Raw genomic sequence first — 14,430 nt, forward strand, 5'->3', positions numbered from 1 at the left:
ACCAGGGGTGGTGGTCGACGTGGACGATGACTCCGCGATGGATGCCTATTCGCGCACGGTGATCAGGGTCGCCGCGTCGGTCACGCCGCATGTGGCCAGCGTGCGGACCAGGCGGGGCAGCGGCTCGGCGGTCGTGTTCACCGACGACGGCTTCTTGCTGACGAACGCGCACGTCATCGGGTCGGCCGGCGGCGGTGAGGTGGTGTTCGCGGACGGCGTCGAGGCGAAGTTCGAGGTCGTCGGCGTCGACCCACTCTCGGACCTGGCGGTGCTGCGCTCGCGCGACGGGGCGCCCGGCGCGGTGACGCTGGGCGACGCGGACCGACTCGTGGTCGGACAGCTGGTGGTCGCCGTCGGCAGCCCGCTCGGCCTCGCGGGGTCGGTCACCGCGGGTGTGGTGAGCGCGCTCGGTCGGGCCGTGCCGGTCGCCTCCCGCCGCGCCGGACGCGTGATCGAGGACGTGATCCAGACCGACGCCGCCCTCAACCCCGGCAATTCCGGTGGCGCGCTGTCTGATTCGGCGGGCCGGGTGGTCGGCGTCAATGCCGCCGTCGCGGGAATCGGTCTGGGCCTTGCGATTCCGATCAACGCCACCACCCGGCGCATCATCGACACGCTGCACACCGACGGCCGCGTCCGGCGCGCCTACTTGGGCCTGGTCGGCATGCCCGCGCCGCTGCCCGCCGCCGTCGCCGCCCGGACCGGACAGTCCGCCGGGGTTCGCATCATGGAGGTGGTGCGCGGCGGCCCCGCGGACCAGGCCGGGCTGCGCCGCGGCGATCTCGTGCTCAGCGTCGCCCGCGCCGAAGTCCGTGACGCACAGGGCATTCAGCGTCAGTTGTTCGCCGATGCGATCGGCGTCGAGTTGCCCGTCACGGTGCTGCGCAACGGCGCGATGGTCGATGTGATCGCCGTCCCGATCGAGCTCACCGTCGACTGATCTCGCCGCACACCCGTGCGGGAAAACGGAAGGGCGGCTACTCGGCGAGCGCGGCCGGTTCGCGCTCCGGCTCGGGCGCGGGATCGCTCGTCCACCGCGCGTCGACCACCAGCCCGATCACGCCGACGGCGATCAGCACGGCGGAGAACACGATCAACGCCGGGTGAGTGGTGCCGGTGAGCGCGTCGCCGAGGATGACGGTGCCGACCGTGCCGGGCAGCACACCGACCAGCGTGGCGAACATGTACGGCCAGAAGCGGATCGAGGACAGTCCGCAGCAGTAGTTGATGATCGAGAACGGCACCGCGGCGATCAGGCGCAGCGAGCCGACGGCCAGCCAGCCCCGCCGGCGCAGCCGATCGTCGACGGCGCGCACGGCCGGGTGCGTGAGGCGCGAGGCCACCTGCTCCCGGTCCAGCGCGCGCACCAACAGGATGGCGAGCGCGGCGCTGACCGTCGTGGCGCCCACGGCCAGCGCGATGCCGAGCGCCGGACCGAACAGCAGCCCGGCGCTGACGGTGAACACCGTCCGCGGGATGGGCGCGACCGTCACGAGCGCGTGGACCACGAAGAACAGCAGCGGAAAGATCGGGCCGACCGAGGTCGCCCAGTCCTGGATCTGGCGCGGGCTGGGCAGCGGGACCAGCATCGCCGCGCCGAACAACGCGACGACGCCGACGATCGTCGCGAGCACGCGCGGGTCTCGGAGCAGCCTGGTCACCGGGGCCAGGTTACCGGGTGGTAGTGGTACTGGGAGACAACACGGTGCGCGGCTGCCGCTAGCATCAGAAGAAACGGGACGAATGCTCGTTAACCAAAGTGGTCGCTGAACTGGGCGAATGCGGCGGTTTTGGCACACACCACGGGTGCGCCTGCAGTCGAGTGGAAGAGGAACGCAAGCTATGCCGATTGCTTCAGAGCCTGGACCGGGAGCGGCGCCCGCGGGCGCGGACCCGGTGCCGCAGTTCTCCGAGTGGCGCAAGGGCGTGGCCGGGGTACTGGCGAAGGTCCGGCGGGTCGAGATCGCCGAGTTGCCGGACGAACCAGAGCATTTGCTCGATGAGACGACCTACGACGGGCTGACCGTCGCCCCGCTGTACACGCGCAGGGACGAACTGCCCGAGCACCCGCTGCCGGGGGCCTTTCCGTTCGTCCGCGGCGGCGACGCCACCCGCGACGTCCACCGGGGCTGGTACGTCAGCGCCCACTTCGCGGGCCCGGACGCGGCCGAGGTCAACAGGGAGATCCTGGCCGCACTCGGCAACGGGGTCAGCGCCGTGTGGCTCGGCGCGGGCGAGCGCGGCGTGCCGGTGGCCGACCTGCCTGCCGCGCTGTCCGGCCTGCTGTTCGACCTCGCGCCGCTGGCCCTGGACGCGGGCGCCGCGACGGCCGAGGCGGCCGAGCGGGTCTACGCCGCGCTCGACGGCTATGACACGGCCTCCCGCAAGGACATTCAGGTCTGCCTCGGTGCCGCGCCGCTCACCAGCCGATTCGCCGACGCCGCCAATATCGGGCTCGCGGAGACGGTGACGCTGGCCGCCGGCGCGGTCGCCCGCGCCGAGACGGTGTGCGCGATCACCGTGGACGGCACGGCATTCCACAACGCAGGCGCCTCCGACGCCCAGGAGCTCGGCGCCTCGATCGCCGCCGGACTGGCCTACCTGCGCGCGCTCACCGAGCGGCTGGACATCGCGGCGGCATTGGGGCAGTTGACCTTCCGCTTCGCCGCGACCGACGACCAGTTCGCCACGGTCGCCAAATTCCGTGCCGCGCGCCGACTCTGGGCCCGGGTCGCGCACGTCTGCGGCGCACCGGATTTCGGCGGCGCGCCCCAGCACGCGGTGACCTCCGCGGCCATGATGACCCAGCGCGACCCGTGGGTGAACCTGCTCCGCACCACCCTCGCCGCGTTCGGCGCGGGCGTCGGCGGCGCGGACGCGGTGACCGTGCTGCCGTTCGACTCGGCGCTGCCGGCCGGGGAGCTCGGCGTCTCGAAGTCGTTCGCGGACCGCATGGCTCGCAACACCCAGCTGCTGCTGCTCGAGGAGTCGCACCTCGGCTTCGTGCAGGACCCCGCCGCGGGTTCCTGGTATGTCGAGGAGCTGACCGACGCGCTCGCGGCCAAGGCGTGGGAGTTCATGCAGGAGATCGAGGCCGAAGGCGGGTATTCCGCCGCGCTCGACTCCGGGCTGCTCGCCGAGCGCGTCGCGGCGACGCGGGCGGCGCGCGATACCGATGTGGCACACCGCAAGACGTCGGTGACCGGGGTCAACGAGTTCCCGAACCTGGCCGAGCCGCCGCTGTCCGAGCAAGCGCGGCGCGCGGACCGGATCGCGCGCTACGGCGCGACATTCGAGGCGCTGCGCAACCGCTCCGACACCTATCTGGCCGAGCACGGCGCGCGGCCGAAGGCGCTGCTGGTGCCGCTGGGATCGGTTGCCGAACACAATGTTCGGGTGACGTTCATCGCGAACCTGCTCGCCTCCGGCGGCATCGAGTCCGTCAATCCCGGGCCGTTGACCGTGGACACGATCGCCGCCGCGGCGACCGAGGCCGGCGCGCCGATCGCGGTGCTGTGCGGTTCGGACAAGCGCTACGGCGCGGAAGCCGGTGCGGCGGTGGAGCAATTGCGCGCCGCCGGAGTGGAGACGGTGTTGCTGGCGGGCGCCGCGAAGGCGGTCGCCGAGCTCGAGGACGCGCAGCGCCCCGACGGATTCCTCGCGGCGAAAATCGACGCGGTCGCCGCGCTGTCGGGCCTGTTGGAGAAGGTGGGAGCCTGATGACACTGAGTCACACGCACGAACAAGGCCATACGCACGAACCGGGCCGGATCCAGCACCTGGTAGGCAGTTTCGCCGAGGTGCCGCTGACCGAGCACGCCCCCGAACGCGCGGCCGTGGACTCCGCGCAGGTCGACGCCTACCTGCGCGAAGCCGCGACGGCCAACCATCAGACGCCCCAACAGCTGATGTGGTCGACGCCCGAAGGCATCGACGTGCCACCGGTGTTCACCAAGGCCGATCGGGATGCCGTTGTCGCCGAAGGCTATCCGCTCGACAGCGTGCCCGGCGTCGCGCCGTTCGTGCGCGGCCCCTACCCGACGATGTACGTCAACCAGCCGTGGACCATCCGCCAGTACGCGGGCTTCTCCACCGCCGCGGACTCGAATGCCTTCTACCGCCGCAACCTTCAGGCCGGGCAGAAGGGCCTCTCAGTCGCCTTCGACCTCGCCACGCACCGCGGCTACGACTCCGATCATCCGCGCGTGCAGGGCGACGTCGGCATGGCCGGGGTCGCCATCGACTCCATCCTCGACATGCGTCAGCTGTTCGACCACATCCCGCTCGACCAGGTCAGCGTGTCGATGACGATGAACGGCGCGGTGCTGCCGATCCTCGCGCTGTACGTCGTCGCCGCGGAGGAGCAGGGCGTCGCGCCGGAGCAGCTGGCCGGAACCATTCAGAACGACATTCTGAAGGAGTTCATGGTCCGCAACACCTATATCTATCCGCCCAAGCCCTCCATGCGGATCATCTCCGACATCTTCGCCTACACCAGCGCCAAGATGCCGAAGTTCAACTCGATCTCCATCTCCGGCTACCACATTCAGGAAGCGGGCGCGACCGCCGACCTGGAGCTGGCCTACACCCTCGCCGACGGCGTCGAGTACATCCGGGCCGGCATCGACGCGGGCATGGCGGTGGACGAGTTCGCGCCGCGGCTGTCGTTCTTCTGGGCCATCGGCATGAACTTCTTCATGGAGGTCGCCAAGCTGCGGGCGGGCCGGCTGCTCTGGAGCGAGCTGGTCGCGAAGTTCGAGCCGAAGAGCGCGAAATCGCTGTCCCTGCGCACTCATTCGCAGACCTCCGGCTGGTCGCTCACCGCGCAGGACGCGTACAACAATGTCGCGCGCACCTGCATCGAGGCGATGGCCGCGACCCAGGGGCACACCCAGTCGCTGCACACCAACGCCCTCGACGAGGCGCTCGCGCTGCCGACGGACTTCTCCGCCCGCATCGCGCGCAACACTCAGCTGCTCATCCAGCAGGAGTCGAAGACGACCCGGCCGGTAGACCCTTGGGGCGGTTCGTATTACGTCGAGTGGCTGACCCATCAGCTCGCCAACCGGGCCCGCGCGCACATCGCCGAGGTGGAGGCGCACGGCGGGATGGCGCAGGCGATCGGCGAGGGCATCCCGAAGCTGCGCATCGAGGAGGCCGCCGCGCGCACGCAGGCGCGCATCGACACCGGGCAGCAGCCGGTGCTCGGCGTCAACAAGTACCAGGCCGAGGAGGACCAGCAGGTCGAGGTCCTCAAGGTCGAGAACTCGCGGGTGCGCGCCGAGCAGATCGAGAAGCTGCGGCAGCTGCGCGCCGATCGCGACCCGGCCGCGGTGGAGCGCGCGCTGGCCGAATTGGCCCGCGCCGCAGCGTCTTCCGAGGGCGGCATGGCCAACAACCTGCTGGCGCTCGCCATCGACGCGGCCCGCGCAAAGGCCACGGTCGGCGAGATCTCCGACGCGCTGGAGAAGGTGTACGGCAGGCACCAGGCCGAGATCCGTACCCTGTCCGGTGTGTACCGCGACGAGGCAGGGAAGGTCAGCAACATCACCAGGGCGAGCGATCTCGTCGAGGAGTTCGCCGAGGCGGAAGGCCGTCGCCCGCGCATCCTCGTCGCGAAGATGGGGCAGGACGGGCACGACCGAGGGCAGAAGGTGATCGCCACCGCCTTCGCCGATCTCGGCTTCGACGTCGACGTGGGCCCGCTGTTCCAGACGCCCGAGGAGGTGGCGCAGCAGGCGGCGGACAACGACGTGCACGTGGTCGGTGTGTCCTCGCTGGCGGCGGGGCACCTCACGCTGGTGCCCGCCCTGCGGCAGGCGCTGGCCGAGGCGGGGCGACCCGACATCATGGTCATCGTCGGCGGCGTCATCCCGCCCGGTGACTTCGACGCGCTCTACGAGGCGGGCGCCGCGGCGATCTTCCCGCCCGGCACCGTCATCGCCGACGCCGCGATCGATCTGCTGAAGAAGCTCGCCGGTGAGCTCGGGCACGCGGAGCTGTCGCCCGAAAGCGACGGTGGCGCCGGGGATTCCGCCGGGGCCGAATGAGCGAGCACGACTCCGTCGTCCCATCGGCCGGCCTTCCGCGCGACACGTCCGCGGAAGGCCGGACCGGCGCGGAAGGTCGACCCGGCGCGCCCTCTGTCTCGAATAGCGTTGGCGCACAGCCGGTATCGCAGAACACCGGCGGCTCCCGGCGGCGCGCGATCGATGTCGACGCGCTGGCCGAGGCGGTGCGCTCGGGGGAGCGGGCGGCCCTCGCGCGGGCGATCACCCTGGTGGAGTCGACGCGCGCGGATCACCGGGATCTGGCGCAGCGGCTGCTGTTGCGACTGACGCCGGACGCGCACAGTTCCGAGACCGCGACGGTGTCGAATCGTGTTGGCATCACCGGTGTTCCGGGCGTCGGCAAGTCGACGTTCATCGACGCGCTCGGGATGGATCTGATCGGCAAGGGGCACCGAGTCGCGGTGCTCGCGGTCGATCCGTCGTCCACCCGGACGGGCGGCTCGATCCTCGGGGACAAGACGCGGATGGCGCGACTGTCGGTGGAGCGCAACGCCTACATCCGCCCGTCGCCGACGGCGGGCACGCTCGGCGGCGTGGCGAAGGCGACCCGCGAGACCATCGTGCTGCTCGAGGCCGCCGGGTACGACGTGATCCTGGTGGAGACCGTCGGCGTCGGCCAGTCCGAGGTCACCGTAGCGAACATGGTCGACGTCTTCTGCTTCCTCACGCTGGCGCGCACCGGGGATCAGTTGCAGGGCATCAAGAAAGGCGTGCTGGAACTCGCCGATCTGGTCGCGGTCAACAAGGCCGACGGCAAGCACGAGATGGAGGCCAAGTCGGCCGCCCGCGAGCTCGCGGGCGCGCTGCGCCTGATCCATCCGCACGATGCGCTGTGGCGACCGCCGGTGCTCACCATGAGCGGGCTGGAGGGGCTGGGGCTCGACAAGTTCTGGGACACGGTGCTCGAACACCGCCGGGTGCTGACCGATGCCGGCGAGTTCGACGAGAAGCGTCGCCGTCAGCAGATCGACTGGACCTGGACCATGGTGCACGATCAGCTCCTGCGCCGCCTGGCCGACAATCCGCGGGTGAAAGCCGTTCGCGCGCAAGTGGAGAAGCAGGTGCGCGAGGGAACCCTGACCGCGGCACTCGCCGCGGAGGAGCTTCTTCGCGCCTTCGACACCCACTGACCCGCGCTCATCCGAAGGGGTTGATCACCACCGCCCCGGTCTCCTCGAAGTGCTTCACATTGCGGGTGACCACGGCGAGCCCGTGCGCCAGCGCGGTCGCCGCGATGAGCCCGTCGGCCATGTCGATCGAGTGCACGCTGATCCGGGCCCACCGCCGGGCGATCTCGGTGGTGACCGGCAGGATGCGGTCGCCGTGTCTGGCCTCGATGTCGCCGATCGCCTGCTCGAACGTGTCCGCGCGCGCCATCGCGCCTCGGTGCCGTAGCAGCGCGACGCCTCGGCGCAGTTCGCCGAGGGTGATGACGCTGAGCCACTGGTCGGCCCGGCGTGCCCGATCGAACCATTCGACAACGGCCGCAGCGGGTTTGGGCCGCATGACCTCCGACAGGACGTTGGTGTCGAGGAGGTAGCTCACGACGACTCCGCCGTGCCGTCGAAGAGGTCGACCTCGCGCGGCCTGCTCAGCTCCCGTTCCCGCTCGACCTCGTCGAGTACGTCGGCCACCTCGTCGCCGAGGCCGGAGAACTTCACGAGCAGATGGTCGACGAAGCTGATGTCGGGCCGCATCAGCCGGCGGTATTCATCGATGTCGATGACCACGGCCACGGCGTCACCGTGCCGGGTGATGGTCTGCGGCCCGTTGGACTCCGCGGCCCGTAGCACCTCGGAGAATCGTTGCTTCGCCTCCTGTACCTGCCACTGCACGATATCGGTCTCCTGTTCTAGCATCATTGTCCCCATCTGGACAGTCTAGACATAGCCTCCCCACGATGTCGAGCCCCTCGCTGCGGCGGCTCTGCCAGTCCGCCGTACGGTCTGCGGAGCGACCGCTCATCGATCGCCCGCCGGTCGACGGGGGCGGCATGCTCGTCGTCTCGGCCGCTCGCTCCGGGCGTTTTACCTGGGCAATGGCCGCATCCGGTGAAAATTGCTCACTATCAACTGGTTGTCGACCCGCATTGACGAGTAGTAAATTGGAATGTTCCTCAGCCGGCGACCACGCGGCGACGAGGACTCGTCGGCCGATGTGCTGCGGGGGGAATCCGTCCTTCCGCACGGCGAAGGAGGCGCTGGCGATGTCCGAGGAAGCGTTCGGTCGGCCGTCCGAACCCGCGAGGGCGCGGCCGCAGTGGGTGTCCGGGCCGGAACCGCCTCCGCCGCAGCACAATCCGATCGCTGCGGAGCCGGTGCTGGTGACCGTCGGCGATATCGGATGCACGGCGACCCGGGTCATGACGCCGTCCGGGCAGCAGCCGCTGGCGGGGACGACGTGGATCGTCACCGACCAGACCAGCGTCAGCCAGCGCATCCCGTCCTACGCGATCGTGCTCGCCGTGCTGCTGATGGTCTTCTGCCTGCTCGGGTTGCTGTTCCTGGCGGTGAAGGAGGAGAAGATCCAGGGTTTCGTCCAGGTGAGCGTGCAGCGCGAGGGCTTCTACTACGCGACCCAGGTCAAGATCACCGACCGCGCGCAGGTGTTCGACACCGAGCGGCGCGTCAACTACATCCGCAGCCTCGTCGCCGCACTGCCTGCCGTCTGAGCGTGACGGCGGCGGGGGTTGAATCATGTTGCGTCGCCGAGTGATTCGAGCAGCGTGCGGAGCGTGTTCGCGAGCTGCGCGCGCTGCTTGCCGGTGAGCGGGCGGAGCAATCGCGCCTCGGTGGCGACGTGGTCGGGGAGCGCGTCGTCGATGAGGGCGCGCCCCGCGTCGGTGAGGGTGACGATGATGCCGCGGCCGTCGGATTCGCTGCGGGACCGGCGCACCAGGCCGCGCTCCTCGAGGCGATCGAGGCGCTGGGTGATCGCCCCGGAGGTGACCATCGCCGAGTGCATCAGCTCGGTGGGGGTCAGGCTGTGCGGGGGAGCGCTGCGGCGCAGGGTGGCCAGTACATCGAAGGACGCGGCGTCGAGGCCATGCGCGGTGAAGGTCTTGCGCAGCTCGGCCCCGGTGAGCTGCGTCAGCCTGGACAGCCGACCGAGCACGGCCATGGGGGATACGTCCAGGTCCGGGCGCTGATCTCGCCACTGCGCGAGGACGTGGTCGACGTGATCGGTCACTCACGCACTGTAGCGAATACCTCAGCGGTGAGGTATCTCTGCCGCCGGGGAATTACCCGGCACTGACCGAAGTTGCTTAGGGCTAAGTAATTGACGACTGTGCAGGAGGACGAAGACATGCGGATCACGGTGTTCGGCGCGACGGGTGACGTGGGTAGCCGAGTGGTGGCCGAGGCCCTTTCCCGCGGCCATGAGGTCGTCGCGGTGATCCGCGACCCGGCCCGCGCGGGCGCCGTGCCCGCCGCGGCCGAGGTGCGGATCGGCGACGCGGCCGACCTCGACGACGTCGTAACCCTCAGTGTCGGACAGGATCTCGTGATCACCGCGACCAGGCCGCCGGCCGGTCAGGAGCACGAGCTGCCCGAGATCACCTCGGTGCTGCTGAAGGCGTTGGCGCACACCGGCGTTCGTCTGCTGGTGGTCGGCGGGGCGTCGACCCTGCTCGTGCCCGGCGCCGACGGCGCGACCCTGCACGAGACGCCGGAGTTCCCGGCGGAACTGCGCGCGATCGCCCAGGCCTGCGCGGATCAGCTCGCCCGGTGCCGCGCCGAAACCACCGCGAACTGGACGTATCTGAGCCCGCCTGCCGAACTGATTCCCGGAAAGCGCACCGGCACTTACCATTTCGGCACCGACGAACTGCTGTCGCGCCCCGACGGAACCTCGACGATCTCCATGGAGGACTTCGCCGTCGCACTGCTCGACGAGGCCGAGCAACCCGCCCACCCCCGAAGGCGATTCACCGTCGCCGCGCTCTGAGCCGTCTTGTCGCTCTGAGCCGTCTTGTCATGGCTGGTCGACCGGCTCGAAAGGACTCGCAGACGTCTCCGCGCGCACGGTGCAGCGCCTAAGGACGGTTCGGCTCGGTCGCCGCAAGTGTGTGGGTGAGGTAGGCGACGAGTGCCGTCTCGAGTTCGTCGGTCAACCGTCGCCGCCTCGGCGGGTCCGAGGCGGCGATCACGGGCATCAGACCACGGGTGATCTGAAGGGTGACCTGGGTGTAGACGGCGATGTCGTGGTCGCTCTTGTCCCGGGCGAACATGCTCAGCGCCGCGTACGTACCTGCCTCCAGTGCGCGCTGGAGGGGAGTGATCGCGCTCTGGAGTGCGGGTTTCATATCGGTGCGAGCGAACAGCGCCTGGAAGCCGGGGTTGGCGATGTTGAACGCCACCATGTTTCCGACGGCCCGGTGGATGAACTGCGGGAGGGTCTCGTGCGCAGGTGGAAGTGCCAATGCGGCAGCCTGTGCGGTCTCGAGTTCGGTGACGTAACGCTCGGCGAGCGAGTGCACGATCTCTTCCTTGCTGCGGAAGAACTGATACAACGAGCCGGGCGATATGCCGGCCCGTTCGGCGATCGCGTTCGTCGTGGTGGCCTCGAATCCCCTCTCGGCGAACAAGGTTTCGGCGTTGTCGAGGATTTCGGTGATGCGACGCCGTCCTCGTTCCTGCCGACGCACCGGTGGTGTGGTCCGGTTCGTCATCGTGACTCCTCTGGTGGACAACACGAGCAGGGGCTCGTATTCTGAACCTGTCTGAATGCGAGCATTGACTCGCTTTATGAGCCTACCAAGGGGGCCCGATCATGTTCGGTCGGTTGGCTACGTCCTATCCGCGCCGCGTCATCGCGGCGGCAATCCTGTCCTTCCTAGGGCTGGCGTTCGTGGCGGCAGGGGCCATGGATGCTTTGTCGCTGAGTCGCTTCGAATCCGACTCCGCCGAATCGGCGCAGGCGGAGCAGCTACTGGCCGATCGGTTCCACACCGGCACATCCAATATCGCGGTGCTGGTCACGGCCGAGTCCGGAACAGTCGATAACGCCGCGGTGGTCGCGGCCGGCCGCCAACTGACCGACCTGGTCGCACGGTATCCCGGGGTGGAAGACGCCTGGTCGTTCTGGACCGCGTCCGGGTCGCCGACCCTGGCCAGCGAGGACCGAACCAAGGCGCTGGTGCTCGCGTGGGCGCCGGGCGACGCCGATGAGATTCGGAAGAATGTGCTCCCCGGGCTCGAGGCGGCGTTGACCTCCTTCGACGACACCGCGGCAGGGGTGCGGCTGCAACTGGGCGGTAGCGACCAAGTGTTCCGCGCCGTTTCCGAACAGTCCAGGACCGATTTCCTGCGCGCGGAGATGCTGATCCTGCCGTTGGTCATCGGACTGCTGTGGTTGGTGTTCCGGCGGTGGGCGCTGGCATTGGTCACCTTCGCGATAGGTCTGTTCTCCGTGGTCGCGACGTTGGCCGTCCTGCGTGTGGTCGCGGCGCTGACCGAGGTGTCGACGTTCGCGGCGAACATCGCGTTGGTGATGGGTATCGCCTTGGGCGTGGATTACGGATTGTTTCTCATCTTCCGGTTCCGCGAGGAGATGCAGCGAACCACCGACACCGGCCAGGCGGTGCGCGCGGCCCTCGCCGTTGCGGGGCGGACGATCGTTTTCTCCGGTGCCACCGTGGCGGCTTCCTTGGCGGTGTTGTTCGTCTTCCCGTTCCCGTTCCTGTCGTCGTTCGCGTATGCCGGGATAGCGGTGGTCGCGACGGCGATCGTCGGTGCCACGGTGATCCTGCCCGCCGCGCTCACTTTGCTGGGTACCCGTGCTTTGCGCCGCCGCAACGCGAATGCGCAAGCGGCTCCGTCCGATGGTGGGCGCTGGGGTCGGCTCGCGCGGACGATCATGCGGCGCCCGATCGTGGGCGGCGGTGTGGGACTGCTGGTGCTGATCGCGCTGGGAGCACCGGCTATGGGGGTCGACTTCGGCGCGCCGGACGACCGGATTCTGCCCGCGTCACAGCCGGTTCGGGCGTTGTACGACACCATCCGCACCGACTTCCGCACCGAAGACGCAGATGCCATCGCAGTGGTCGCTCCGGGTAGTTCGGCGGATGCGGTCGACGACTACGCAGCCCGGTTGTCGCGCGTTCCGGGCGTGCAGCGGGTGGATTTCGCTCTGGGCAGCTACACCGAGGGCACGCCGGAGCCGACTGTTCGCGGTGACCGGTTCGTCAGCGACTCCGGCACCGGAACGTGGCTCGAGGTGATCCCGACTCGTGCGCAACTGGATTCGGGCGCCAACGAACTCGTCGACCAGATCCGAAGCGTGCCAACGGATTTCACGACGCTGGTGGGTGGATCACCGGCGATGCTCGAAGACTACACCGAGGGCGTCCGGGGTCGCCTCGCGGTGGCGGGGGTGTTGATCGCGCTGATCACCTTCGCCGTGTTGTTCCTGATGACCGGCTCTGTCATCGCGCCGTTGAAAGCGACCGTGCTCAACCTGCTGTCGCTGTCGGTGATGTTCGGAGTGCTGGTGTGGGGATTCCAGGAAGGCAACCTTTCCGGGCTGGTGGGGTTCACCCCGACGGGCACCATCGAGGCCAGCATCCCGATCCTGATGTTCTGCATCGCCTACGGGTTGTCGATGGACTATGAGGTCTTCCTGCTCTCACGCATCAAGGAGGAATTCGACCGCACCGGCGACTACCGGGAATCGGTGGTGTGGGGCATCGCCCGATCCGCCCCCTTGGTCAGCGCCGCTGCCCTGATCCTCGCCGCGTCCTTCGCTCTGTACGCCACCAGCGGCGTGGTCTTCCTCCAGCAGCTCGGCATCGGCATGGCCCTCGCCGTGCTGGTCGACGCGACCATCGTGCGCGGGGTCCTCGTCCCGGCGTTCATGCGGCTGGCGGGTCCGTGGAACTGGTGGGCGCCGGCGCCGCTTCGGCGCCTCCACAACGCGATCGGCCTGCACGAGAACCCGATTCGAGTGCCGGTCGCCACAGATGTTGTCTCCGTTCGGTCGAAGTAGCACACAGGTGTGCCGGGGTGATCCGCCCGCCGAGACCGATATCCATCCACGACGAATGCGTTGCCATGACTTTCAGGGGGCCTTGTGAAACCCATAGCGAACCTCGCGTACAAAATATTCGTTACCACCATTGCGGTAACGGCCTGCACCGGCGCCCTCGCGCCGGCTGCCGTGGCGCAGTCGCCGAGCGTCGACCCTGCCGCCGCACCGGCCCGGCTGCCGAGCGGCACCGTCGACGTCCCGGTCGAATTTCAGGTGACCAACACCAACGACACCGCCGTGCCGTGCGCCGCCGACGGACAGACCTACACGGTTCGCGGCCACCTGACCGCTCCGATCGACCAGCTCCACGGCGGGGCGATCACGGTGTACGAGCACGGAATCGCCGCGGGGGAATGGTATTGGCGCGTACCGATCGACGGCTACCACCACGCCTACGAGATGGCCGAACGGGGCCACGCCTCGCTGACGATCGATCGGCTGGGATACGACTCGAGCGACGCGCCCGGTGGCAATGCCATGTGTGTCGGATCGCAGGCCACGATGGCGCACCACATCGTGCAGGATTTGCGGGCAGGCACCTACAGGTGGGCCTCGCCCGAACCGGCGCCCGCGTTCGGGCAGGTATCGCTGGCGGGACAGTCCAACGGCGGCCAGATCGCGCAGATCGAGGCCTACAGTTTCGACGACATCGATTCCCTGATCGTCATGGACTGGGCCGATCAAGGACTCACTCCGGAGGCCTACGGGCGGTTCTTTGCCGCCGTCGGCCGCTGCGTTGCCGGGGGTGAGCCCGCGGAACATAATCCCGCCGCGGGTGGATACGTCTACTACGACCAGGGTCGAGAAGAGTTCGTCGCCGGAAATTTCGGCAACGTCGATGCCGCGGTACTCCGATTCGCCGCGCCGCAACAGAATTTGCACCCCTGCGGGGACATGATGACCCAGGGCCCGGGCATCCTGGTCGACTTGGCCGAACTCGGCACCATCACCATCCCGGTGCTCGGCATGTACGGGGAGCGTGACAGTCGTGTGCAATGGGGGGACGAGCATATGAAAATGTTCCACTCATCGGTCCGAACGGATGTATTCACTCTCCCTGCGGCCGGCCATTACATGAGCCACTCCAAGAACGTGGCCGACATCTACGATCGTCTCGATCTATGGTTGGACACGATCTGAAATGACCGGCACGGTTCTGCCGATGATCCCGTGGGCGAATTCGCGAATTCGGTAGATATAGCGCAAACCAGGCTGCGACCTGCGACGGAGCAATCCGTCACAGGTCGCAGCCTGGTTTCGTATTGTCCGCCGGTGTGATGTCGAAGGCGAGAGGCGGGGTCGTTTTCCGAGGCGACGGAATGCAATCACC

The 14,430-nt window shown here is 68.6% G+C and carries 13 protein-coding genes; 8 read left to right on the forward strand and 5 right to left on the reverse strand.

From position 1 onward, the window contains the following. Positions 1 to 19 precede the first annotated feature (19 nt). Positions 20 to 940, forward strand: coding sequence for a S1C family serine protease (locus tag ON39_RS15655; RefSeq protein WP_373283691.1), 921 nt, complete (start codon positions 20 to 22; stop codon positions 938 to 940). A gap of 37 nt (positions 941 to 977) precedes the next feature. Here the strand turns inward: ON39_RS15655 and ON39_RS15660 are convergent, their stop codons facing one another. Further along, on the reverse strand, positions 978 to 1,661 hold the full coding sequence (locus tag ON39_RS15660; protein ID WP_174412529.1) for a TVP38/TMEM64 family protein: 684 nt from the start codon (positions 1,659 to 1,661) through the stop codon (positions 978 to 980). A 181-nt stretch (positions 1,662 to 1,842) separates the two neighbouring features. Here ON39_RS15660 and ON39_RS15665 point away from each other — a divergent pair, with 181 nt between their 5' ends. The 3 genes from ON39_RS15665 to meaB are packed head-to-tail and all read left to right on the forward strand — an operon-like array spanning position 1,843 to position 7,201. After that, a complete protein-coding gene (locus tag ON39_RS15665; protein ID WP_083894473.1) occupies positions 1,843 to 3,720 on the forward strand; it encodes a methylmalonyl-CoA mutase family protein in 1,878 nt (625 codons plus the stop codon). Then, positions 3,720 to 6,050, forward strand: coding sequence for a methylmalonyl-CoA mutase (gene scpA / locus ON39_RS15670; protein ID WP_051186666.1), 2,331 nt, complete (start codon positions 3,720 to 3,722; stop codon positions 6,048 to 6,050). Before ON39_RS15665 ends, scpA begins: the two co-directional genes overlap by 1 nt. Beyond that, positions 6,047 to 7,201 (forward strand): methylmalonyl Co-A mutase-associated GTPase MeaB, encoded by a 1,155-nt coding sequence (gene meaB, locus ON39_RS15675; RefSeq protein WP_246002605.1) that lies wholly within the window; start codon positions 6,047 to 6,049, stop codon positions 7,199 to 7,201. The genes scpA and meaB overlap by 4 nt, the downstream gene beginning before the upstream one ends. 7 nt (positions 7,202 to 7,208) lie before the next feature. Here meaB and ON39_RS15680 read toward each other — a convergent pair whose 3' ends face one another. Both ON39_RS15680 and ON39_RS15685 read right to left on the reverse strand, forming a co-directional pair. Next, the gene (locus ON39_RS15680; RefSeq protein WP_040734795.1) at positions 7,209 to 7,616 is read right to left on the reverse strand and encodes a type II toxin-antitoxin system VapC family toxin; all 408 of its coding nucleotides are present in this window, start codon (positions 7,614 to 7,616) and stop codon (positions 7,209 to 7,211) included. Next, a complete protein-coding gene (locus ON39_RS15685; protein ID WP_246002607.1) occupies positions 7,613 to 7,942 on the reverse strand; it encodes a type II toxin-antitoxin system Phd/YefM family antitoxin in 330 nt (109 codons plus the stop codon). Before ON39_RS15685 ends, ON39_RS15680 begins: the two co-directional genes overlap by 4 nt. 335 nt (positions 7,943 to 8,277) lie before the next feature. Here ON39_RS15685 and ON39_RS15690 point away from each other — a divergent pair, with 335 nt between their 5' ends. After that, positions 8,278 to 8,742 (forward strand): hypothetical protein, encoded by a 465-nt coding sequence (locus ON39_RS15690; protein ID WP_146250977.1) that lies wholly within the window; start codon positions 8,278 to 8,280, stop codon positions 8,740 to 8,742. 23 nt (positions 8,743 to 8,765) lie between these two features. Here the strand turns inward: ON39_RS15690 and ON39_RS15695 are convergent, their stop codons facing one another. Further along, positions 8,766 to 9,260 (reverse strand): MarR family winged helix-turn-helix transcriptional regulator, encoded by a 495-nt coding sequence (locus tag ON39_RS15695; protein ID WP_040734796.1) that lies wholly within the window; start codon positions 9,258 to 9,260, stop codon positions 8,766 to 8,768. A 99-nt stretch (positions 9,261 to 9,359) separates the two neighbouring features. Here ON39_RS15695 and ON39_RS15700 point away from each other — a divergent pair, with 99 nt between their 5' ends. Continuing rightward, positions 9,360 to 10,019, forward strand: coding sequence for an NAD(P)-dependent oxidoreductase (locus ON39_RS15700; protein ID WP_246002717.1), 660 nt, complete (start codon positions 9,360 to 9,362; stop codon positions 10,017 to 10,019). 88 nt (positions 10,020 to 10,107) lie between these two features. On the opposite strand, the gene ON39_RS45920 is transcribed toward ON39_RS15700, so the two are convergent. After that, the gene (locus ON39_RS45920; protein WP_051186668.1) at positions 10,108 to 10,743 is read right to left on the reverse strand and encodes a TetR/AcrR family transcriptional regulator; all 636 of its coding nucleotides are present in this window, start codon (positions 10,741 to 10,743) and stop codon (positions 10,108 to 10,110) included. Positions 10,744 to 10,844: 101 nt separating this feature from the next. Between ON39_RS45920 and ON39_RS15710 the strand changes: the two genes are divergently transcribed. Beyond that, complete coding sequence (locus ON39_RS15710; RefSeq protein ID WP_051186669.1) at positions 10,845 to 13,058, forward strand: MMPL family transporter; 2,214 nt, start codon at positions 10,845 to 10,847, stop codon at positions 13,056 to 13,058. A 171-nt stretch (positions 13,059 to 13,229) separates the two neighbouring features. After that, a complete protein-coding gene (locus tag ON39_RS15715; RefSeq protein WP_040734797.1) occupies positions 13,230 to 14,240 on the forward strand; it encodes an alpha/beta hydrolase in 1,011 nt (336 codons plus the stop codon). Positions 14,241 to 14,430 lie beyond the last annotated feature (190 nt).

Source organism: Nocardia tenerifensis NBRC 101015 (genome assembly GCF_000308715.1).
GTDB lineage: Bacteria > Actinomycetota > Actinomycetes > Mycobacteriales > Mycobacteriaceae > Nocardia > Nocardia tenerifensis.

What these genes read in the sequence shown, in the direction of transcription:
- ON39_RS15665 (WP_083894473.1), top strand. Translation starts at nt 1,843, where the DNA reads ATGCCGATTGCTTCAGAGCCTGGACCGGGAGCGGCGCCCGCGGGCGCG.
- scpA (WP_051186666.1), top strand. Translation starts at nt 3,720, where the DNA reads ATGACACTGAGTCACACGCACGAACAAGGCCATACGCACGAACCGGGC.
- meaB (WP_246002605.1), top strand. Translation starts at nt 6,047, where the DNA reads ATGAGCGAGCACGACTCCGTCGTCCCATCGGCCGGCCTTCCGCGCGAC.
- ON39_RS15685 (WP_246002607.1), bottom strand. Translation starts at nt 7,942, where the DNA reads ATGGGGACAATGATGCTAGAACAGGAGACCGATATCGTGCAGTGGCAG.
- ON39_RS15690 (WP_146250977.1), top strand. Translation starts at nt 8,278, where the DNA reads ATGTCCGAGGAAGCGTTCGGTCGGCCGTCCGAACCCGCGAGGGCGCGG.
- ON39_RS45920 (WP_051186668.1), bottom strand. Translation starts at nt 10,743, where the DNA reads ATGACGAACCGGACCACACCACCGGTGCGTCGGCAGGAACGAGGACGG.
- ON39_RS15710 (WP_051186669.1), top strand. Translation starts at nt 10,845, where the DNA reads ATGTTCGGTCGGTTGGCTACGTCCTATCCGCGCCGCGTCATCGCGGCG.